This is a genomic window from Stenotrophomonas sp. RIT309 (assembly GCF_000632045.1).
In the GTDB taxonomy this organism is placed as follows: domain Bacteria; phylum Pseudomonadota; class Gammaproteobacteria; order Xanthomonadales; family Xanthomonadaceae; genus Stenotrophomonas; species Stenotrophomonas indicatrix.
On record NZ_JFYS01000043.1, the window covers coordinates 165986 to 187500 of the forward strand.

At 68.0% G+C, this 21515-nt stretch carries 17 protein-coding genes; 9 read left to right on the forward strand and 8 right to left on the reverse strand.

Features of this window, described 5'->3' with window-relative positions; all coding sequences use genetic code 11:
• Nucleotides 1–9: 9 nt before the first annotated feature.
• The 5 genes from BW38_RS01155 to BW38_RS01135 all read right to left on the reverse strand — a co-directional run bounded on the left by BW38_RS01155 (nucleotide 10) and on the right by BW38_RS01135 (nucleotide 5196).
• Nucleotides 10–2049: an FUSC family protein gene (locus tag BW38_RS01155; RefSeq protein WP_032978536.1), complete on the reverse strand. Its 2040-nt coding sequence runs from the start codon at nucleotides 2047–2049 to the stop codon at nucleotides 10–12.
• Nucleotides 2050–2052: 3 nt separating this feature from the next.
• The gene (locus BW38_RS01150) at nucleotides 2053–3513 is read right to left on the reverse strand and encodes an efflux transporter outer membrane subunit (protein WP_032978539.1); all 1461 of its coding nucleotides are present in this window, start codon (nucleotides 3511–3513) and stop codon (nucleotides 2053–2055) included.
• On the reverse strand, nucleotides 3510–4427 hold the full coding sequence (locus BW38_RS01145; protein WP_025875649.1) for an HlyD family secretion protein: 918 nt from the start codon (nucleotides 4425–4427) through the stop codon (nucleotides 3510–3512). The genes BW38_RS01150 and BW38_RS01145 overlap by 4 nt, the downstream gene beginning before the upstream one ends.
• Nucleotides 4424–4633 (reverse strand): DUF1656 domain-containing protein, encoded by a 210-nt coding sequence (locus BW38_RS01140; RefSeq protein WP_025875651.1) that lies wholly within the window; start codon nucleotides 4631–4633, stop codon nucleotides 4424–4426. Before BW38_RS01140 ends, BW38_RS01145 begins: the two co-directional genes overlap by 4 nt.
• 107 nt (nucleotides 4634–4740) lie before the next feature.
• Nucleotides 4741–5196, reverse strand: coding sequence for a MarR family transcriptional regulator (locus BW38_RS01135; protein ID WP_025875653.1), 456 nt, complete (start codon nucleotides 5194–5196; stop codon nucleotides 4741–4743).
• Nucleotides 5197–5823: 627 nt separating this feature from the next.
• On the opposite strand from BW38_RS01135, the gene folE reads away from it, so the two are divergent.
• The 4 genes from folE to BW38_RS01115 all read left to right on the forward strand — a co-directional run bounded on the left by folE (nucleotide 5824) and on the right by BW38_RS01115 (nucleotide 12099).
• Nucleotides 5824–6435 carry a GTP cyclohydrolase I FolE gene (gene folE, locus BW38_RS01130; RefSeq protein WP_025875657.1) on the forward strand — a complete coding sequence of 204 codons (612 nt, stop codon included), beginning with the start codon at nucleotides 5824–5826 and terminating at the stop codon, nucleotides 6433–6435.
• Nucleotides 6436–6544: 109 nt separating this feature from the next.
• On the forward strand, nucleotides 6545–8014 hold the full coding sequence (locus tag BW38_RS01125; protein WP_025875659.1) for a DUF3375 domain-containing protein: 1470 nt from the start codon (nucleotides 6545–6547) through the stop codon (nucleotides 8012–8014).
• Nucleotides 8001–8702 carry a DUF4194 domain-containing protein gene (locus BW38_RS01120; RefSeq protein WP_025875661.1) on the forward strand — a complete coding sequence of 234 codons (702 nt, stop codon included), beginning with the start codon at nucleotides 8001–8003 and terminating at the stop codon, nucleotides 8700–8702. Before BW38_RS01125 ends, BW38_RS01120 begins: the two co-directional genes overlap by 14 nt.
• A 16-nt stretch (nucleotides 8703–8718) precedes the next feature.
• Nucleotides 8719–12099, forward strand: coding sequence for an ATP-binding protein (locus BW38_RS01115; RefSeq protein ID WP_032978542.1), 3381 nt, complete (start codon nucleotides 8719–8721; stop codon nucleotides 12097–12099).
• A gap of 92 nt (nucleotides 12100–12191) precedes the next feature.
• On the opposite strand, the gene BW38_RS01110 is transcribed toward BW38_RS01115, so the two are convergent.
• Nucleotides 12192–12971, reverse strand: a complete 780-nt coding sequence (locus BW38_RS01110) for a TSUP family transporter (protein ID WP_025875666.1) — start codon at nucleotides 12969–12971, stop codon at nucleotides 12192–12194.
• Nucleotides 12972–13043: 72 nt separating this feature from the next.
• On the opposite strand from BW38_RS01110, the gene BW38_RS01105 reads away from it, so the two are divergent.
• A complete protein-coding gene (locus BW38_RS01105) occupies nucleotides 13044–13436 on the forward strand; it encodes a YchJ family metal-binding protein (protein WP_032978546.1) in 393 nt (130 codons plus the stop codon).
• Here BW38_RS01105 and BW38_RS01100 read toward each other — a convergent pair.
• Complete coding sequence (locus tag BW38_RS01100) at nucleotides 13418–14719, reverse strand: GGDEF domain-containing protein (protein WP_032978589.1); 1302 nt, start codon at nucleotides 14717–14719, stop codon at nucleotides 13418–13420. The genes BW38_RS01105 and BW38_RS01100 overlap by 19 nt on opposite strands.
• A 146-nt stretch (nucleotides 14720–14865) precedes the next feature.
• Here BW38_RS01100 and egtB point away from each other — a divergent pair, with 146 nt between their 5' ends.
• The 4 genes from egtB (at nucleotide 14866) to BW38_RS01080 (ending at nucleotide 19975) form a co-directional block, all read left to right on the forward strand.
• A complete protein-coding gene (gene egtB, locus BW38_RS01095; protein WP_032978548.1) occupies nucleotides 14866–16137 on the forward strand; it encodes an ergothioneine biosynthesis protein EgtB in 1272 nt (423 codons plus the stop codon).
• Nucleotides 16134–17111, forward strand: a complete 978-nt coding sequence (gene egtD, locus BW38_RS01090) for an L-histidine N(alpha)-methyltransferase (RefSeq protein ID WP_032978550.1) — start codon at nucleotides 16134–16136, stop codon at nucleotides 17109–17111. Before egtB ends, egtD begins: the two co-directional genes overlap by 4 nt.
• A gap of 137 nt (nucleotides 17112–17248) precedes the next feature.
• Nucleotides 17249–19384 (forward strand): lytic murein transglycosylase, encoded by a 2136-nt coding sequence (locus BW38_RS01085; RefSeq protein WP_032978591.1) that lies wholly within the window; start codon nucleotides 17249–17251, stop codon nucleotides 19382–19384.
• A gap of 30 nt (nucleotides 19385–19414) precedes the next feature.
• Nucleotides 19415–19975: a DUF2628 domain-containing protein gene (locus BW38_RS01080; RefSeq protein WP_051585168.1), complete on the forward strand. Its 561-nt coding sequence runs from the start codon at nucleotides 19415–19417 to the stop codon at nucleotides 19973–19975.
• Here the strand turns inward: BW38_RS01080 and BW38_RS01075 are convergent.
• Nucleotides 19969–21159 carry a benzoate/H(+) symporter BenE family transporter gene (locus tag BW38_RS01075; RefSeq protein WP_032978551.1) on the reverse strand — a complete coding sequence of 397 codons (1191 nt, stop codon included), beginning with the start codon at nucleotides 21157–21159 and terminating at the stop codon, nucleotides 19969–19971. The two genes, BW38_RS01080 and BW38_RS01075, sit on opposite strands and share 7 nt — an antisense overlap.
• Between the last annotated feature and the right edge of the window lie 356 nt (nucleotides 21160–21515).

Below are 21515 nucleotides of genomic sequence, written 5' to 3' on the forward strand. Positions count from 1 at the left end.
TGGATCGCATCAGACGGACGGCGCTGCGGCGTCCGCCAATCCCGGCGCCAACGCCTTCGCTTCCGGGAACAGCGCAAACCGCAGGCCGACCAGGCCCATCAGCGCCTCGTCGCGTGCCTTGCAGGCGGCCACACTGCCGACCCGGCCCAACGAGGTGTCCAGCCGCTCGCGCAGCGCCTCGGCCGCCACAATCGGCTTGCGCGCGGCGATCTGCCGGCGATAGTGCACGGCCACTTCCTCCAGAATGTGCTCGACCGCCTCGCGGCTGCGCTCCGGCAGCTCCAGGCGGGCGCGGCGCAGCTGCAGGATGTTCAGGCCGATGCGCGCCTCGTTGAGCATGTCCACCGAGGCGATGTCGCTGCCTTCCGGGGTCGCCGCCAGGCGCGGTGCCAGCAGGCCGAGCAGATCCAGCATGCGCGCGGCGAAGCGCTGGCGATCCTGCTGGCCACGGCCTTCGGCCGCCTCGGCCAGCGTGGTCCAGCCCTGCCGTACCAGCCGGCGCGCGGTCCATTCGGCACCCACCGAGCGGAACAGCCGGGTCATCACCACCGCAAAGCCAATGCCGATGAACATCGCGATCGACGAGTTGGCGAAGGTCTGCACGTTGGCACTGTAGGTGTTCTGCAGGTTGAGCAGCGCAGCCAGGTTGACCGTCAGCGGCAGCGCGAACAGCGCGCTCTTCGGGTGGTGCAGCAGCAGGCCCAACGGCAGGAACACCACTGCCAGCACCAGCGCCAGCAGGCCGAAGTCGTGCACGGCGGGGAACACGCCGAACAGGTACACGCCGGCGACCAGCGAAGCCACCATCGCCCACACCAGGAACGAGACCATGCTCGGCGCCGGGTCGTCCTGTGCCGCGAAGAACGCGGCGGTCACCGCGGCCATCATCGCGCCGTTGCCACCGCCCTCCCAGCCCAGGCCGATCCACAGCACGCAGTAGCTCATCAGCGCCACACCGGCGCTGAGCGCGGAGAACAGTGCCATGCCGTAGTCGACGTGCTTGTCGGTGGCGGCGCGTTCGGTGCGGATGCGGTAGTGCGCACGGTCCAGCGGCGCGGTGCCCTGGTCGATCGCGTGCTGCAGGGTGCGGCAGTCCTGCCACAGGTCCACCAGCTCCTCCAGGCGCAGCAGCAGGCTGGCCAGCTGCAGGTGCTGCAGATCGCGGTCCACCTGTGGCTTCAGCGCACTGATGCGTGCGCGCAGGCGCGCGTAGTCGCTGGCACTGGACGGCGTGTCGATCCAGTCGTGGATGTCATCGACCAGCGTCGGCAGGCCCTCGGGCAGGGTCTGTCCATCGCTGCGCAGCGCACTCAGGCGGTCGGCGATCGATGACAGCACCGGCAGCAGCAACAGCATGCGTTCGCGCAGGCGCTCCATCGAGACGGCCGCGCCGGCATGGCGTGGGTCATCGCGGCGCAGGAACTCGATCAGTGCCTCGAACTGCACCAGGTCGGCGGCCAGCCGGTTGCGTGGGGCATGCGCGCGGCCGCGCTCGAGGATCTGCCGGCACCACTGCGCTGCGTCCTCCATCCAGTTGCCGATGCGCGCGCCCAGCATCGGCCGCACCGAGGCCGGGAACAGCAGCGAGGCGAACAGCACCGCTACCACCGTACCGAGGATGATCTCCTCGCTACGCGCCACCACGGTGTCGAAGATGGTCTCCGGCGAGGTCACCGCCGGGAAACCGATGAATGCAGTGGTATAGCCGGCAAGCAGGAACGCGTAGCCACGTGGGCCACGGTTGAGCAGGGCCAGGAACAGGCAGCCGGCCAGCCAGATCGACATCGCCGCGCTCAGCACCAGCGGTGTTTCCACCAGGGCGGGCAACATCAGCAGGGTGGCCAGGCCGGCGGCCAGGGTGCCGAGGATGCGGTACACGCCCTTGGCCCGGGTCGGGCCCAGCAGCGGCTGGCTGACGATGTACACCGTGCCCATCGCCCAGTACGGGCGCGACAGGTTGCCGGCCATGGCGATATACAGCGCGACGATCGCTGCCAGGTAGGTCTTGATCGAGAACAGCCAGGCCTGGCGGTCGGTCAGCCCGTTCATCGCTTACCTCGCCGCCGTCGGCGCAGACGCAGACGCGGCACTGTCCTGCCAGCCACCGCCCAGTACCAGGAACAGATGGATCTGGTCGCGCGAGACCTGGGCTTCGGCCGCGGCCAGGGTGGCATCGCTGCTGGCCAGGCTGCGGTCGGCATCCAGGCTGGACAGGTACGGCGTGCGGCCACCCTGGTACAGCCGGCGGTTCTGCTCTGCGGCCATCGCAGCCTGCTCCTGCGCCACGCGCAACGACTGCAGGCGGCGCAGATCCTGCGCATAGCGGTCCAGTGCGGTCTGTGTTTCGCGCAGTGCCTGCAGCACGGCATGGTCGAACTCGGCCAGCGCCGCATCGGCGCCAGCCTCGGCGGCGTGGATGCGTGCATGCGTGCCCGAGGACGGCAGCGTCCACGAGATCAGCGGGCCGAACGACCACTGCTGGGTCATCGGCTGGCCGAAGTCTTCCAGCAGGCCGGCGGCGCCGACCGAGGCGCCCAGGCGGATGTCCGGGTACAGCTCGGCAGTGGCGACACCAATCCGTGCGGTGGCCGAGGCCAGCTTGCGTTCGGCCTGGCGGATGTCGGGACGGCGCTGCAGCAGCGCGCGGCCATCACCGACCGGCAGCGGCTGGGCAAGGGTGGGTGCGTGCGCGCAGTCGATCACCCCGGCCGGCAGCTGGCCCGGGGTCTGCCCAAGCAGTGCCGCCAGCGAATAGGCGGCGGCCGAACGCTGCGCCTGCAGCGGGGGCAATGCGGCTTCCAGCAGCGCGACCTGGGCATTGGCGCGCGCCAGTTCCGGCGGCGTGCCGCGGCCTGCGCTGATCAACCGCTGGGTGACCGAACGGCTGCGCTGCTGCAGCTGCAGGGAATGCTCGGCGACATGCAGCTCATGGTTGGCGTGGCAGATCTCCAGGTAGCTGTCGGCCACCTCGGCCACCACGCTCACCTGGGCCAGGTCACGTGCAGCGGCCACCGACTGTTCGTCGGCGCGGGCTGCTTCGGCACCGCGCTTGAGCTTGCCGAACAGGTCGAACTGGTAGCTCACCGCGAACTTGCCGTCGGCCAGGTTGATCACCGGCAGCTCGTGCTCCTGCAGGAACGACTCGGCCGACAACTGTGCGCGGCTGACGCCGGCTTCGGCCTCGTACTCGAAGCCACCGGCGTCCATCGCCTGCTCGTACACCGCAGCAGCGCGGCGCAGATGCGCGTCGGCAGCCTTCAGTTCGACGTTGTCGCGCAGCGCCTGGGTGATCAGCCCATCCAGCACCGGGTCGTTGTACAGCGACCACCAGCGTGCCGGCAGTGCCTGGTTGGCAGCCACTTCGGGGTTGTGGGTATCGATGAACGCGGCATTCGCCTGCGGCCGCTTGAACGCCGAGCCCTCGGGCAATGCGTAATCCGGGCCGACGGTTCTGCACGCAGCCAGGCTGGCCAGCGCGACGATCAGGCCAAGGCGGGGCAGGGCGGCGTTCACAGGCCCGCCTGTGTCGGCGCAGCGCCGGCCTTCTTGTTCTGCACGTGGCGGCCGGTATCCACGGTCACCGTGGCGGTGCGCCCGGCGATCAGCTCCACGCCGGCAGGCACCTCGTCGATGGCGATGCGCACCGGGATGCGCTGCGCCAGCCGCACCCAGTCGAAGGCCGGGGTCACGTTCGGCAGCAGGGTGCTGCCATTGCTGCGGTAGCGATCCTCGATGCCGGCGGCGATGCTTTCGACATGGCCGTGCAGAGGGGTGTCCTCGCCCATCAGGCGGATGTCCACGCGCTGCCCCGGGGCCACGCCGCGCAGGCGGGTTTCCTCGAAGTAGCCATCGATGCGGAACGAACCGGTATCCAGCAGTGCCAGCACCGGCTTGCCGGCCACCACGTAGTCGCCCACGCGCATGGTGCGGTCGTTGACCCGGCCATTGGCCGGTGCACGCACTTCGGTGCGGGCCAGGTTGAGTTCGGCCAGGTCGACCGCGGCCTGTGCGGTGGCCAATGCGGCCTGTGCGGCCTGCAGCTTGGCCCGGCGCACTTCGGCGTCCTCGGCGGCCACCAGATCCTGCAGGCTGCGGTCGCGTCCTATCTCACGGCGCAGCTGCGCGACCGATGCCTGGCGTTCGGCCAGGCTGGCGCGGCTCTGCTCCAGCGCGATGCGGTAGCGCGCGCGATCGATCACGAACAGCAGGTCGCCCTTTTTCACTGCCTGGTTGTCGGCTACCTGCACCGTTTCGACCAGGCCGGACACATCCGGCGCGACCTGCACCACGTCGGCGCCGACGTGGGCGTCGCGGGTCCACGGCTCATCCATGTAGTAGACCCACAGCTGGCGCAGCACCAGCAGGGCGACGATCACGGCTGCGCAGGTAAGCAGCACCGGCAGAGTCTTCTTCACGATCTTGTTCACGATTGCATCCAACGCAGGAGGTGGAACAGCAGGCCCAGCACGATCCCGTACAAGGCCAGGTTGAACAGCGCCGGGTGCCATACGTGGCGATAGGCACCGGCACGCTGCAGCAGCGCGTGCAGGCCGCTGTTGACCAGGTAGGCCAACACCATCAACCCGAGCAGGGTCGGGACGAACACTCCGTGGAGACTGAATTCACCGGGCATCGGTAGGGGCGGGGACGGTAGGGGAAGGGGAGGTGGAACAGGACAACGGCAACGGGCAAAAGCCGCTGGCGCATGCACGGCAGCGGCGGTATTCACCGACAACGGGCTTACGTGATGCGGTCGGCAGCCTCGGCCAGCAGGCGCCATGCCTTCAGCACGGCATGCAGTTCATCCATGGAAAGCTCGCCGAACACGTCCTGGCGCAGGCCGATCAACTGGTCTTCCAGTTCGCGCACCAACGCCTGGCCTTCCTCGGTCAGCCACAGCAGGTTGGCGCGGCGGTCGCTGGCATCGCATTCGCGGCGGACCAGCCCACTGGCGCAGAGCTTGTCCAGCAGGCGCACCAGGGAAGGGCCTTCCATGCCCAGCTGCTGCGCCAGCGCGACCTGGCGGATGCCACCGCCGGAGCGGCCGATCATCAGCAGGGGCATGGTGCAGGCGGTGGAGATGCCGTAGCTGCCCAACCGGCTGTCGGCCAGGCGCTGCCACTGCCGCCCTGCGTACAGCAGGCCGGAGCTGAGCTGCATCTGCAGCACGGTGCGCTCGTCGAGGGGTCGGTCCATAAGTAATAGATAGGATACTACTAATTTCATTCCTATCAATAGGCTTTGCTGAATGGGTTGGGTGTATTGAGGAAAGCGTTGCGCCTGCTGGCTATCGGTTGGGGTGGCGGAGGGCCGGGCGGGGTAGGACACGCTGCAAGTACGTCCCTGTAAGCTCGATCGGCGCATCCATGCGCCTCACGGTCCTACCCCGCCCGGCCCTCCGCCACCCACCCCACATCCCGCGGGCGCGGAGGGTTGGCTCTTCAAGAACAAGAGCGGTAGCGCCGGGCCATGCCCGGCGGCTCCTGGTGGCACCCGCTCCGCTCGCCGGGCATGGCCCGGCGCTACCAGATCACTCTCCGAAGCCATGAACCCCCAGCTTTTGACCCCGCTTTCGGGCGGTCCGGCCGCGCCCGCAGGAAACTGTCGGGGAGGGGGTGAGGGGGCTGCGCAGGACCGTTGGCGCCATGGATGGCGCCATCGAGCCCCCATGGACGGGTTCAGGGCGTGTCCTGCGCAGCCCCCTCACCCCCTCCAGACCGATAGCAATGACGCACCACGACGACCCCCGATGAACCGTCCCCAGAGGACGACCCACCCCCCGGTCGGGTACGATGCTCGCCCCCCGTTCGGGCGCTGTATGCAATGAGCAAGAACAACGAAAAGGCCGCCCCGCAGGGCGAAGTGACCCAGGTCCAGGCCGAGGATGCCGTGCGCACCCTGCTGCGTTGGGCCGGTGAGGACCCGACCCGCGAAGGCCTGCTGGATACCCCGCGCCGCGTGGCCGAAGCCTATGGCGACTGGTTCAGCGGCTACCGCGACGACCCGCGCGCCTACATGGAACGCACCTTCGAGGAAGTGGCCGGCTACGACGAGCTGATCGTCCTGCGCGACATCGAATACGAAAGCCACTGCGAGCACCACATGGCGCCGATCATCGGCCGCGTGCACGTCGGCTACCTGCCGGCCGGCAAGGTGGTGGGCATCAGCAAGCTGGCACGCGTGGTCGAAGCCTACGCCCGCCGCTTCCAGGTCCAGGAAAAGATGACCGCGCAGATCGCCCAGTGCATCCAGGACGTGCTGCAGCCGGTCGGTGTCGGCGTCGTTGTCGAAGGCGCCCATGAGTGCATGACCACCCGCGGCATCCACAAGCGCGGCGTCAGCATGGTCACCTCGAAGATGCTGGGCAGCTTCCGCGAGGATGCCCGCACCCGCGCCGAGTTCCTGCGCTTCATCGAAGTGGGCGGCAAGCGCTGAGCGCCGTCGCCTCCCGGTGGCGGCCGCGCGTGGCCGCCGCTTTCGCCGTGCCTGCGCCGCGCCTTTGCGCGCGCGCTGGCCGCCGCGCCCTTCCGACCGATCTCGCTGCATGAAGCACCGCGAACGTATCACCCGTTATCGCCACCTGCGCGAACAGCCGCAATGGAAGCTGCTCGCCGCCGACCACGCACCGGAAATCATCGGCCTGCTGCAGGGCCTGCTGATGGACGGCGATCGCACGTTGCCGGCATCGGTCCTCAACGAGCGCCTGCAGCGTGCGCTGGACCAGCTCAACGGCGACGAGTTGTCGCGCGAGCTGCCGCGGACCGCGCAGGCCTACGTCGCCCATTGGCTCGCGCAGGGCTGGCTGGAACGCCGGCTGCCTGAAGGCGCCGACCAGGAGCAGTACGAGCTCTCGACCCAGGCGCTGCAGGCGATCCGCTTCGCCGACAGCATGGAGCAGGCCCGCGTGGCCGCCACCGAGAGCCGTCTGGCACTGGTGATCGAGCAGCTGTCGCAGCTGGCCGCGCAGACCGAGGCCGACCCGGACGCACGCCTGTCCGCACTACGCGACGAGCGCGATCGCATCGATGCCGAGATCGCCCGTGTCAGCGCTGGCCGTGTGACGGCCCTGGACGGCAAACGCGCGCTGGAACGTACGCGGCAGATCATCGGTCTGGCCGACGAGTTGACCGAAGACTTCCGACGCGTGCGCGACGACTTCGAACAGCTCAACCGTGATTTCCGCGAACGCATCATCGATGACGAAGGCGAGCGCGGCGACGTGCTGTCCAAGCTGTTCGAAGGCGTGGACGTGATCGGCGAGAGCGACGCGGGGCGTAGTTTCCAGGCGTTCTGGCGCCTGCTCAACGACGCCGAACAGAGCGCCCAGCTCGATGCCGCGCTGGAGACGCTGCTGGCCCGTGGCTTCGCCCGGCGGCTGGATCGCAACGAGCGCAACTTCCTGCGCGGCTTCACCAGCACCATGCTCGAGCGTGGTGGCCAGGTGCATGACGTGCTGCAGAACTTCGCGCGCAGCCTGCGTGGATTCGTGCAGAGCCGTGGCTACCTGGAACAGCGCCGCCTCAACCAGCTGTTGAAGCAGGCGCAGTCCGAAGCACTGGCACTGCGCGATGACTTCCCGGCGCAGCGCGCCATTGGCCGCGACCTGCAGCTGACCACCAGCCGCCTGCGTTCGTGGTCGCAGTGGAAGCTGCACGACCCGCGCAGCGCGCAGGTCGATGGCAACGTCGAATACAACGATGCGGCCAGCATCAGCCTGGAAAGCGTGGGCGATCTGGTGGCGTCGTCGGAAATCGATTTCCGCACCCTGCGCCGCGACCTGCACGACCTGCTCGACAGGCAGCCGAAACTCAGCATTGCCCAGGCCCTGTCGCAGCGCGAAGCGCCGCAGGGGCTGGGCAGTGTCATCGGTTACCTCTCGCTGGGCACGCGCTTTGGCAGCGTGATCGCCGGCGAACAGGAGCTTGCCGAATGGCGAGGTGGCGACGGACAGATCCGTCGTGCCCGCATCCCGCTGGTTTGGTTTACCCAGGAGAGACGCCATGAGCTGGCATGAAGACCCCATCGATGCACCGCATGCCGACCTGGCCGAAGACGCGTACCAGGCCGAACCGGTGGCGACCGTGGCCCAGCCCCGGCGCGGCAACGACGTCTACTACATGGGCGATACCGGCCGCCTGCCGCTGGATGCGCGCCGCGCGCTGTGCCAGCTGCTGATCGGTCCCAGCATCGACCAGCTGCGTCACGCCAAGCTGTGGCCGGCACTGATCCGCAGCGAAGCCGGTATCCGCTCGGCGCTGTCGGACCTGTTCCTGGAACTGGTGCTCGACCGTGACAGTGGCGTGGCGTTCACCCGCCAGGCCGACACCGAAGATGTCGATGCACCGGTACTGCTGCGCACCTCGCCGCTGACCTTCATCGATTCGGTGCTGCTGCTGTACCTGCGCCAGCAACTGGGCGAAGCCGATGCGCGTGGCAACCGCGCCGTGGTCGCCGATGCCGAAATGGCCGAAGCACTGGCCATCTACGAAAAGAACCTGTCCACCGACCGCGCCGGCTTCAACCGCCGTGTCGCCTCGGCGGTGCAGAAGATGAAGGACAACCACATCCTGACCCGCCTCGGCGGCCAGGAAGATCGCCACGAAGTCTCGCCGGCGTTGAAGCTGCTGTTCTCCGCCGAAGACGTATCCCAGCTGTCGGCGGTTTACCGCCAGCTGCGCGAAACCCCGGCCGCTGAAGCCTGAGAGACCCGAGCACCGCATGGCCATTTCCAAGCACACTCCCGCCCTGTTCAACGAAGGCCTGCCGGACCCGCGCCTGCAGCAGTTCCGCATGCGCCGCCTGCAGGTGCACAACTGGGGCACCTTCAACGGCCTGACCGAAGTGCCGATCGCCGAGCGCGGCTTCCTGTTCGTCGGCCGCTCCGGTTCGGGCAAGTCGACCCTGCTCGATGCCATGTCCGCCCTGCTGACGCCACCGGCCATCGTCGACTTCAACGCCGCAGCGCGTGAAGCCGAACGCAGCGGCCGCGACCGCAACCTGGTGTCCTACGTGCGCGGCGCGTGGGCCGACCAGCAGGACAGTGGCACCGGTGAAATCGCCACCCAGTACCTGCGCAAGGGCGCGACCTGGACCGCGCTGGTGCTGGAGTACCGCGCCGGCGATGGCCGCGTGGTCAGCCTGGTACGCCTGCTCTGGATCGCCGGCAGCAGCACCTCCGCCGGTGACGTGCGCAAGCACTACATGATTGCCGAGCGTCCGTTCGACATCGCCAAGGATCTGGGCGGCTTCGATCTGGACCTGCGCAAGCTCAAGCAGAAGTTGGCCGACGTCCATCACTTCGACACGTTCTCCGGCTATGCCGAACGATTCCGCCACCTGCTCGGCATCGACAACGAGATGGCGCTGCGGCTGCTGCACAAGACGCAGTCGGCGAAGAACCTGGGTGACCTGAACGTCTTCCTGCGCGACTTCATGCTCGACACGCCGAAGACCTTCGACGCTGCCGAACGACTGGTCAGCGATTTCGCCGAACTCGATGGCGCGCACCAGGCCGTGGTCACCGCGCGGCGTCAGGTCGAAACCCTGCAGCCGGCGCGCGAGCACTATGGCGATCTGCAGGCGATGAGTCGCCGTCGCGGCGACGACGAAGCGCTCAAGCTCGGCATCGACAGCTTCCGCGAAAGCCGCCGCCAGTTGCTGATCGAAGCACGCCTGCGCGAGATGGACACGCGCGATCGTGGCCTGCTGGGCGAAGAAGCGCAGCGTCGTGCGGCGCTGGACAACCACACCGAACGACTGGCCGAGCTGGAACTGCAGCGCCGCCAGCAGGGTGGTGAGCGCATCGAGGAACTGGAACGCGAGCAGGGCCGCGCCGAAGCCGAACGTGATCGCCGCCTGGCCAAGCAGGCGCAGGCGCGTGACGCCGCACAGAAGCTGCAGGCCGCGCTGCCCGAGGATGCACATGGCTTCGCCGAGCTGGTCGAGCAGGCGCAATCCGAACTGGAAGACCGTCAGCGTGCGTCGAGCGCCCTGGACGACGCCATCAGCGAACGGTTGGGCGGCAAGCGCGACGACGAGCGGCGCTTCTCCGAAGTGCGTGGCGAACTGGAGGCGATGCAGCGCACACCCTCCAGCATTCCTGCGCCGATGCAGAAGCTGCGCGCACGCCTGGCCGAAGAAACCGGCATCTCCGAAGCGGCCCTGCCGTTCGTCGGCGAACTGATCCAGGTCCGCTCGGAAGAGCAGAGCTGGCAGGGCGCGATCGAGCGCGTGCTCGGTGGTTTCGCGCAATCGCTGCTGGTCGATGACAAGCATTACAACGACGTCGCCGAATGGGTGAACCGCACCCATCTGGGCATGCGTTTCACCTACTACCGCGTGCGTCGCAATGATGATGCGTTCGCCCGCGAACCGTCCGCCAAGTCGCTGCTGCACAAGCTGGAACTGCGTGATCACGTGTTCGAAAGCTGGCTGCGGCGCGAGCTGGGCAAGCGCTTCGACTACGAGTGCGTGGACGCCAAGCAGCTGCGCAACGTCGACCGCGGCATCACCCGCGAAGGCCAGGTCAAGCATCCGGGCGATCGCTTCGAGAAGGACGACCGCAGTGCGGTCAATGATCGCCGCCGCTGGCTGCTGGGCTTCAGCAACCGCGACAAGCTGGCCGTCTTCGAGAAGGAAGCCCAGGAGCTGGCCGCCCGTATCGCCAGCTGCGATACCGACATCGCGCGCCTGCGCAGCCAGCGTGACCGCGACAACGAACGTCGCCTGGCCTGCCACCAGCTGGTCGGCATCAGCTGGAACGAAATCGACGTCGCCGCGCCGCAGCAGCGCCTGGCCGACATCGAGGCCAGCCTGCACGCCCTGCGCGAAGGCAATGCCGACCTGGCCAGGATCGCCCAGCAGATCGACGCCACCCGCGCCGATATCGAGCAGGCCCGCCGCACTTACGAAGACACCCGCGTCGAGCGCGGCCAGCTGGTGCGCGAACGCGACCGCCTGGACCGTGCCCGCCAGCAGAGCCGTGCACTGGTCCTGCCAGCGCTGGCCGAAGACCAGGAAGCCGGCTTGGCCGAGCGCCTGCAGGAGCAGGGCCCGCTCAGCCTGGAAACGCTGGAAGCGCACATGCGCCAGGTCAGCAACGCGCTGAACGAACAGCTCTCGTCTTCGCAGCAGGACGTCAACCGCATCGAGAACCTGCTGCTTGGCTGCTTCCGTCGCTTCATCCAGCAGTGGCCGGAAGAATCGGGCGACTTCACCGTGTCGGTGGCCTCGGCCGAGGATTTCCTCGCTCGCCTCGAACGCCTTGAACGCGATGGCCTGCCGCAGCACGAAGAACGCTTCTTCGACCTGCTGCAGAACCAGAGCAAGAACAACCTGCTCGCGCTGCAGCGTCACAGCGCCGAGGCCCGCAAGTCGATCGGCCAGCGCCTGGACGAAGTCAACGCCAGCCTGGAGCAGGTGCCCTTCAACCGTGGCACCCTGCTGACCATCGAACTGAACGACCGGCGCCTGCCGGAAGTGCAGGAGTTCCACCAGCAGCTGCGCGAGGTGTTGTCGCAGCAGCAGACCGAGCAGCGCGACCTGGCCGAAACGCAGTTCACCGTCCTGCGCCAGCTGGTCAACCGCCTCGGTTCGCAGGAAGGCGAAGACAAGCGCTGGCGCGAAGTGGTGCTGGACGTACGCCTGCACGTGGAGTTCATCGGCGTGGAGCTGGATGTGGAAACGCGCCAGCAGGTCGAGATCTACCGCAGCGGCGCCGGCAAATCCGGTGGCCAGCGGCAGAAGCTGGCCACCACCTGCCTGGCGGCGGCGCTGCGCTACCAGCTCGGCGGCGCCGACAGCCAGCTGCCCAGCTACGCCGCAGTCGTGCTCGACGAAGCCTTCGACAAGGCCGACAACGAGTTCACCGCGCTGGCGATGAACATCTTCGACAACTTCGGTTTCCAGATGGTGGTGGCCACCCCGCTGAAATCGGTGATGACGCTGGAACCGTTCATCGGTGGCGCCTGCTTCGTCGAGATCAGTGGCCGCCACGATTCGGGCGTGCTGCTCATCGAGTACGACGAAGAAGGCAAGCGCCTGAAGCTGCCGGAGCGCAGCCGCCAGCAGGCCGACGAACCGGAAGAAGCCGAAGCCTGACCGCTCTGGAAACGCTGTGCCAACCAAGGTTGGCACCTACCGGGTCATGAATCCCGATAGTGGTGGTGCCGGCCGCTGGCCGGCAACCGCGTTTACGCACTGCGGAACGTATCCCACGCCATCCGCGCGATCAGCACCACCACCAGGCCCACGAACAGTTTGCGGATGAACGGCGTGCCGCCCTTCAGCGCCAACCGCGTGCCCACCACCGAACCGATGATGTTGGCCGCCGCCATCGGCAGCGCGAACAGCCACAGGATGTTGCCGGTCGGTACGAAGAACGAGATCGCCGCCACGTTCGTCGCCAGGTTCACCACCTTCGACGCGGCCGACGCGCGCAGGAAGTCCAGCCCGAAGAAGCGCACGAACAGGAAGATCAGGAAGCTGCCGGTGCCGGGCCCGAAGAAGCCATCGTAGAAGCCGATCGCCGCACCGATCGCCAGCGCGATCACCAGCTCGCGGCGGCCGATGTCCTGCGGCCGGTGCAGCGCGCCGAAGTCCTTCTTCCACAGCGTGTAGGCCAACATCGCCACCAGCAGCACCAGCACCAGTGGCCGCACTGCGTCCTTGGGCAACAGGCTGACCGCCGTAGCGCCAAGGAAGGAGAACACGAAGGCCGTACCGGCGGCGAACAGCACCGGCTTCCACGGGAAGCGCACGTTGCGCGCATAGCGCCATGCCGCTGCGCCGGTGCCGAACATCGAGCTGAACTTGTTGGTGCCAAACAGCATCGCCGGGGTCTGCTGCGGCAGTACCGTGAACAGGCCGGGCAGCTGCACCAGTCCGCCGCCGCCCACGGCCGCATCGACCAGGCCGGCAATGAAGGCGATCACCACCAGCCACCACAACTCAGGAGGAATCAGTTCCAGCACGGCGATCGATCGAAGTGGGGGCGCGACAGCATACGCCTGTCACATTGCCGCCGCCCACGCGACAATACCCGAATGAGCCGAACCGCCCCCGATCCCTGTCCCTGTGGCCTGGCCGCCGACTACGCTGCCTGCTGCGGTCGCTTCCATGCCGGCGACGCCGCGCCGGATGCCGAGCGCCTGATGCGCTCGCGTTACAGCGCCTATGTGCGCCACCTGCCGGACTACCTGCGTGCCACCTGGCACCCGGACACCCGTCCGGCAGAACTGTCGCTCGATGATGCCCCCGGCCAGCGCACCCAATGGCTGGGCCTGACCGTGCAGGACCACCAGGTGACCGGCAGCGACAGTGCCGAGGTCCGCTTCACCGCCCGTTACCGCGTCGGTGGCGGCAGCGCGGTGAAAATGACCGAGCACAGCCGCTTCCTGCGGGTCGAGGGTCGCTGGTACTACCTCGACGCCGTCTGAGCCTGGCTGCCGCGCACGGCCAGCACGCGCTGGCCGCCATGCGCGCACACGCGGTTGCGGCCTTCCTCCTTGGCCGCATACAGCGCCTGGTCGGCCGCTTTGACCACCCCGGCAGGGCGCCGATCGACCCGGCTGTCGGCCAGGCCGATGCTGACGGTTACCTGCACCACCGCACCGCCACCGCCGCGCCCGCGCTGCTGCTGGCCGAGCGTATCGTCGCGGGTGCGCGTGCTGCGGTCGCGCAGTTGCATGCGGCTCTGCTCGATGCCCTGTCGCAGCGCCTCCACCGCGTCCACGCACGCCGATGCCGGGCGGTCGAGGAAAACCACGGCGAATTCCTCGCCGCCATAACGGAACGCACGGCCGCCGTCGCCCACCCGCGACAACCGTGAGGCCACCAGTTTCAGCACGTCATCGCCGGTGTCGTGGCCGTGGGTGTCGTTGAATTTCTTGAAATGATCCACGTCGATCATCGCGATGCTGTAAGTGCCGGTGGCGCGCTTGAGGGTCTCGTTGAACGCACGGCGACCGGGCAGGCCGGTCAGCTCGTCGCCGAAGGCCATGTGGAAGGACTCCTGCAGGGTCGCGCCCAGCATCAGCAGCAGCGCCGCTACGCTCAGCGCCGGCAGCAGTGCCGGCTGCAGGAAGATCCGCGGCAGCATCCACCAAAGGCACAGCAGGGCCAGCAGCATCGCCGTATGCAGCGGCCGCGGCTGGCGCCACGCCTGCCATGCCAGCGCAGCGGTGGCCAGCAGGAACAGCACGGCAGGCAGCTGCGCCAGCGCGTTCCAGTCGCTCGGTATCCAGGGGAAGTGCCGGTTCGACAGCAGGTCGTGCATGCCCCGTGGCTGCTGTACGGCAAGCAGGATGAAGATCGCCACCGCAACACCACTGGTCGTGGCCCTCAGCAGCAGGTCCTGGCGGCGGCGGCCACGTTCGGGCCACAACGCATGGACGGCGAACAGCAACGGCAGCCAGGTCGAGATCGCGTGGAAGCGCAGTGGCGTCAACGCCGTCACCCGGCCCTCGCGCAGGTAGTGCCCGAGGTCCTGGTGCAGCACCGCGAAGGCCAGCGCCACCAGCAGCAACAGGCACAGCGTGCGCACCTGGTTGTACAGCAGCGCCAGCCCTGCACCCAGGCAGGCCAGCAACCACGGCAGGATGCGCTGCCCGGCGCGGCCGACATCATCGCTTTCCAGGCTCGCCCACAGCACCAGCGCGACCAGCACGGCGGGCAGCACGAACAGATAGTGCACAGGCTGTCGAAGCGGATGATGGGACACACGGAATTCCAGCGCGGTCACGACGCGGCCGCAGCACTGCCGTTAGCGGCGCAACGGTGCCCTTCTTGAATGCGCGCAGCCTGATGTGAACACCGCGGCACCGGGCCATGACATCGCGCTCACCAGCCGCGGTCGAAGCTGGTCGCATGGACAGCGTACCCGCCGCCGTCGCTGCCCCGCAGCGTGACCTCGCCCGCCACTTCACCCATGTGCGGGGGCGCAGCGTGCAGCTGGCCGCACCCCTCAGCCCGGAAGACGCCCTGCTGCAGAGCATGGCCGATGCCAGCCCGGCCAAGTGGCACCTGGCCCACACCACCTGGTTCTTCGAACGCTTCGTGCTGGCCAGCCAGCCCGGCTACACACCTTGGGATCCGGCCTGGGACTATCTGTTCAACAGTTACTACAAGAGTCTCGGCCCCGCCCACGCACGGCCTCAGCGCGGGTTGCTGTCGCGGCCCTCGCTGCAGCAGGTCCACGCCTACCGCCAGCATGTGGATGAGCAGGTGCTGGCAGGACTGCGCGATGGCGATCTCGGCAGCGACGCCCTGCAGCACCTGCAGCTGGGGTTGCAGCACGAACAGCAACACCAGGAACTGCTGCTCACCGACATCAAGCACGCCTTCTGGTGCAATCCGCTGCAGCCGCCGTACCGCGAAGACCTGCCCATCGCCGTCAGCGCCCTCGGCACGCAGGGTTGGGTCGAACAGGGCGAGCGCATCGTCAGCATCGGTGCGTCCGCCTGGCCGCAGCACGCAGCCTTCGCCTATGACAATGAATCGCCCGTGCATCGCGTGCTGCTTCCTGCGCATGCCATCGCCGAACGCCCGCTCAGCAACGCCGAGTACCGCGCCTTCATCGACGCCGGCGGCTACCGCGATCCGCGCTGGTGGCTGAGCGAAGGCTGGGCGCTGCGCGAGGCCGAGCAGTGGCAGCATCCGCTGTACTGGGATGACGACCTGCTGCGCGAGTTCACCCTGGGTGGCTGGCGCGAGCTCGATCCGCATGCGCCGGTCTGTCATCTCAGCTACTACGAAGCCGATGCCTGCGCCCGCTGGGCCGGCGCCCGCCTGCCCACCGAATTCGAATGGGAAGCGGCCGCCGCCTCGCAGCCTGTCGAAGGCCACTTCGCCGACGACGACCATCTGCACCCGATGGCAGGGCAGGGCGACGGGCTGCGCCAGTTGTTCGGCGACGTGTGGGAATGGACCAGCAGCGCCTATGGCGCCTATCCCGGCTTCCGTCCCTTCGCCGGCAACCTCGGCGAATACAACGGCAAATTCATGTGTGGCCAGTGGGTCCTGCGCGGTGGCAGCTGCGCCACGCCGCGCGGCCATGTACGGGCCAGCTACCGCAACTTCTTCATGCCACCGGCGCGTTGGCAGTTCTCAGGCCTGCGCCTGGCAAGGGATCTTTCATGAGTACCGTCCAGGATGCGCTGCAGGCGCTGACCGACCTTACCCCCGGCCGCCAGCAGATCCTTGCCGACGCCGTGGCGGGGTTGTCGCACGCCTCTCGCCAGCTGCCTTCCAAGTACTTCTACGACGCGCGCGGCTCGCGCTTGTTCGAGCAGATCACCCACACCCGCGAGTACTACCCCACACGCACCGAACTGGCCCTGCTGGACCGGGTGTTGCCGGAGATCGCGCAGGCGGTGGGTCCGCGCGTGCATGTGGTCGAACTGGGCAGCGGCAGCGGCCGCAAGACCGCGCGCCTGCTGGCTGCCCTGCAGGACCCGGTGGCCTACACACCCATCGAGATCTCGCGCGCGGCGTTGCTGTCCAGCATCGACCATCTGGCCCCGGCGCTGCCGGACGTGGAAATGCTGCCGGTGTGTGCCGACTTCACCCGCCCTGTGCAGGTCCCCGCGCCAGAGCGGCCTGCCGCGCGCCGGCTGCTGTTCTTCCCGGGCTCCACGCTGGGCAACTTCGCCGATGAGGATGCGATCGCGCTGCTGCGCGCAATGCGCCAGACCATGGGCAAGCACGGCCTGGTCCTGGTCGGCATCGATCTGCACAAGGACCCTGCACTGATCGAGGCCGCCTACAACGACGCCGACGGTGTCACCGCCGCCTTCACCCTGAACCTGCTGGCGCGTCTCAACCGCGAGGTCGGCAGCGATTTCGATCTCGACGGTTTCCGTCACCGGGCCCGCTACAGCACCGCACGCCTGCGCATCGAAACCGATCTGGTCAGCCAGCGCGAGCAGGACGTGCATCTCGACGGCCGTACCTTCCACTTCAGCGCTGGCGAACCGATCCGCGTGGAGTACAGCCACAAGTACACCGACGCCAGCTTCGGCCACCTGCTGCAGCAGGCAGGGCTGGAGGTGGCGGCATCCTGGAACGCGGACGATCCCGCCTATGGCCTGCGCCTCCTGCGCCCCTCACCCTAGGCACAGGTAGTACTGGCCGCTGGCCGGCAATCTCGACCAACCTTGCCGCCCCTCCGCGTTACCATGGCTGCAGCACCGGCAACACGGAGGACGCCATGCCCACTCTGACCACGCTCGGCCTGGCCGCCGCGCTTGCCATGCCAGCGGCCGCGCCGCCGGCAGCAGCGGCAACCGCTGATCCCGCGTTCGCCCGCTGCATGGCGGGCCTGCAGGCGACGGCTGCCAGCCAGGGCATTGCCGCTGACCGCTTCAATGCGATCACCGCCGTACTGCAGCCCGACCCTACCGTGCTGCCGCTGCTCGATGCGCAGCCGGAGTTCACCACGCCGATCTGGGACTACCTGGCCGCACTGGTCGATCGCCAGCGCGTGGACGACGGTCGCGCCATGCTGCAGCAGCACCGTGACCTGCTTCAGCGCGTATCGGCGCAGTACGGCGTCGATCCAGTCACCATCGTCGCCGTATGGGGTGTGGAGAGCGACTACGGTCGCGTGTTCGGCAAACGCCCGCTGCTGCAGTCGCTGGCCACGCTGTCCTGTGCCGGCCGCCGGCAGCCCTTCTTCCGCGGCGAACTGCTGGCGCTGGTCAAGCTCATCGACCAGGGCGACCTGCAGGCGCAGGGCCTGACCGGTTCCTGGGCCGGTGCCTTCGGCCACACCCAGTTCATGCCCAGCACCTACGCACGCATTGCCGTCGATGGTGATGGCGATGGCCGCCGCGATCTGGTCGGCAGCATTCCCGATGCATTGGCTTCCACCGCCAACTATCTGAAGCGTGCCGGCTGGCGAACCGGCGAACCGTGGGGCATGGAAGTCCGTGTCCCGGCCGGATTCAACGCCAGCCAGGCGGGACGCACCCAGCGCCGGTCACTGGCCGACTGGCGCGCACTGGGCGTGACCGGTCTGGACGGCAGCGCGCTGGCGCCGGCTGGCCTGCCCGCTGACGCCCGCGCCGCGCTGTTGCTGCCGGCCGGGACAAAAGGCCCGGCGCTGCTGGTGTTCCGCAATTACGACGCGATCTACAGTTACAACGCGGCCGAGAGCTATGCGTTGGCCATCGCCACCCTGGCCGACCGCCTGCGCGGGGGCAATGGACTGGTCACCGCTTGGCCTACCGATGATCCTGGCCTTGGCCGCGACGAGCGCCGCCAGCTGCAGACCCTGTTGCTGGCGCGCGGCCATGACATCGGTGCCGCCGATGGCATGATCGGTACCGCCAGTCGTCGTGCCATCCAGGTCGAGCAGCGCCGGCTCGGGTGGGCCGACGCCGATGGTCGCGCCGGCCAGCGCATCCTGCGCGCGCTGCAGAGCGAACCGCAGGCGAAGGTTCCGGCCAAGCCCACCCGCTTCAGCCTTCCCACCAACTACAGTGCCGCGCAATCGCCGGCCATCCGGAGTCGATCCAGCGTGCAACAGATAAAGGGTGTCAGCAGCGGCCAGTTCCAGGGACTCGACGCCTGGCTGGTGGAAACTCCCCAGGCCACCGCCGCGATCAGCGTGTTCGGCGGCCAACTCCTCTCGTTCGTGCCCAAGGGCCAGCCCGATGTGATGTGGCTCTCGCCCAAGCGTGCTGCGCTGCCCACGCCGATCCGTGGCGGCAGCCCGGTGTGCTGGCCCTACTTCGGCCGCCAGGGGCAGGGCGACGACGTGCCCGCCCACGGTTTCGTGCGCACCTTGCCCTGGAAACTGCAGCAGGCGCGCCGGCTCGACGATGGCAGCATCGAGCTGACCCTGGCCCCGCCGGCGTTGGACAACCTCGGCCTGCGCCTGACCATGACCGTCCGTGTCGGCCGTGAACTGCGCCAGCAGCTGGTCACCGAGAACACCGGCAAGGCTCCGGCCACCATCACCCAGGCGCTGCACAACTACTTCCGTGTCGGTGACGCCAGCAAGGTCGATGTCGATGGCGTCGATGGCCTGGACTACCTCGACAAGTTCGAGAACTACGCCCAGCCGCGCCGCCAGCAGGGCCCCTGGTCGCTGCGCGATCCGCGTGACCCGGGCCGCAGCGACCGCATCTACACCCAGGCCGGTGGGCACTATGTGCTGCGCGACCCGGTGCTCAAGCGCCGCATCGACCTCCGTACCGAAGGCAGCCGCTCGCTGGTGGCATGGAACCCTGGCGCCGAAGGTGCCGCCAGGATGGCCGATGTCGGTGACGGCTGGCGCGACTATGTCTGCCTGGAAGCGGCCAACGCCGGTCCCGATGTGGTCACCGTGGCACCGGGCGGGCGTCATGTTCTGCTTCAGATCCTGTCCAGCGCGCCGCTATAGCAGGCTCTCCCTTTGGCATGGAAGGCCAGCATGAGCGCCCTCGATCCGCAGACTTCGCCCGGTAGCGAGAACCCCTATCTGGCGCCCGGCGCTGACGCCGATGTAGGCACTGCACTGGAAGATGCCGACTACCTGACGCTGGTGGTCGGGCCCAATGCCGCCGCCTACCGACGTTTCTGGCATGTGGACAGTGCACTGCCGAAGCCTCCGCGCCGCTGGAACTGGCCCGCCTTCCTGTTCGGCACCCTGTGGATGGTGCATCGCCGGATGTACCTGGCCGCCATCGGCTTCTACCTGGTCACCACGCTGCTGCCGATCCTGATGCTGCTGGCCGACGCGGGCATACCGCAGATCGCCTTTGGCATGCTGCTCCCGCGTATCGCCCTGGCCATCTTCGCCAACGCCCTGTACCTGCGCCATTGCAGCCGTCTGCTGGCGAGGGTGCAGGCGACCCACGCCGGCCAGCCGAACCGCATCCGCGCCGAGCTGCTTCGCCGTGGTGGCACCCGCGCCTCGGCCGTGGTGGTCTGCCTGGGCCTGATCTACGCGCTGCGTTACATCACCCAGGGCCTCCTGCAGACCTATCACTGAGCCGGCGAACGCGGCCGCAGCACCCACAGGCAGATCGTTCCGGCGACCAGGCCCCAGAACGCAGAACCGACACCGGCCAGCGTCATGCCCGAGGCGGTCACCAGGAAAGTGACCAGCGCGGCCTCGCGGTCGCGCTCCACTGCCAATGCGCTGGCCAGGCTGTTGCCGATGGTGCCGAATAGGGCGATGCCGGCCACACAGGCCACCAGTTCCTTGGGAAAGGCAGCGAACAGGGCCGCTACGGTGGCCCCGAACAGGCCGATGACGATATAGAAGGCGCCGGCCGCCATCGCCGCCGTGTAGCGCCGTGCCGGGTCTTCGTGGGCATCACGGCCCATGCAGATCGCCGCGGTGATGGCGGCCAGGTTCAATGCGTAGGCACCGAAGGGCGCCAGCAGCGTGTTGACCACGCCGATCCAGCCGATCACCGGTGACACCGGCGCGTCGTAGCCGGAGGCGCGCATCACCGCCACACCGGGAATGTTCTGCGACGCCATGGTGACCACGAACAGGGGCAGGGCGATGCCGACCATCGCCGTCCACGACAGCGAGGGAGTGACCCATTGCGGTGCCGCCAGTTGCAGGTGCACCTGCTGTGCATGCAGCAGACCCTGGCTGGCAGCGATGGCGATGCCGACCAGCAGGGTGGCGATCACCGCATAGCGGGGGAACAGACGGCGGCCCAGCAGCCACGTAGCGAACATGGCCAATGCCAGCACGCGCTGGGTGTTCATCGCCACGAACACGTCCAGCCCGAAGCGCAGCAGTACACCGGCCAGCATGCCGGCGGCCAGGGCCATGGGCACGCGTTTCATCAGCCGGGCGAACACTCCCGAGAAGCCGGCGAGCATGCCCAGCACTGCCGCAAGCAGGAACGCACCGGTGGCCTCGGACAGAGAGGCGCCACCCGCACCGACGACCAGCATCGCCGCACCAGGCGTCGACCATGCGGTGACCACCGGCACCCGGTAGCGCAGTGACAGGCCGATGCAGGTCACGCCCATGCCCAGCCCCAGCGCCCACATCCACGAGGCGATGTGGGCCTGGTCGGCACCCACGGCCTGCGCGGCCTGGAACACGATCACCGCCGAGCTGGCGAAGCCGACCAGCACGGTGATGAAGCCGGCGACGATCGCCGGCATCGAAAGATCGCGCCACCATCCCTGTCGTACCGTCGTGTCCATCGTCTTCCTTCCTGTATGCATCCCACTATAGATAGCGCCTGCGGCGTTGACCGCGCAACGCGCGGGCAACGCCGCCGTGATCGTTGCACGCCCGTTGTGCATGCAGCAGCCGATGCGTTGTCATGCTCCTGAAAAAAAATGTGTTGACGAATTCTGCAGGATCTCTAGAATTCGCTCCCTTGCTGCAGCGCGGCGACTTCTTCGGAAGCCAGCAACGCGAACAGCAACGCCACCACCGCCGGACGAGGTCATCGAACGAAGGTGTTGACGGACTCGAAAAGTCCGGCATAATAGGCGGCTCGCAACGGCGAAAGGCCCTCGGGTCCAACGACGAAGCAGCATCGGCAACAACGTCC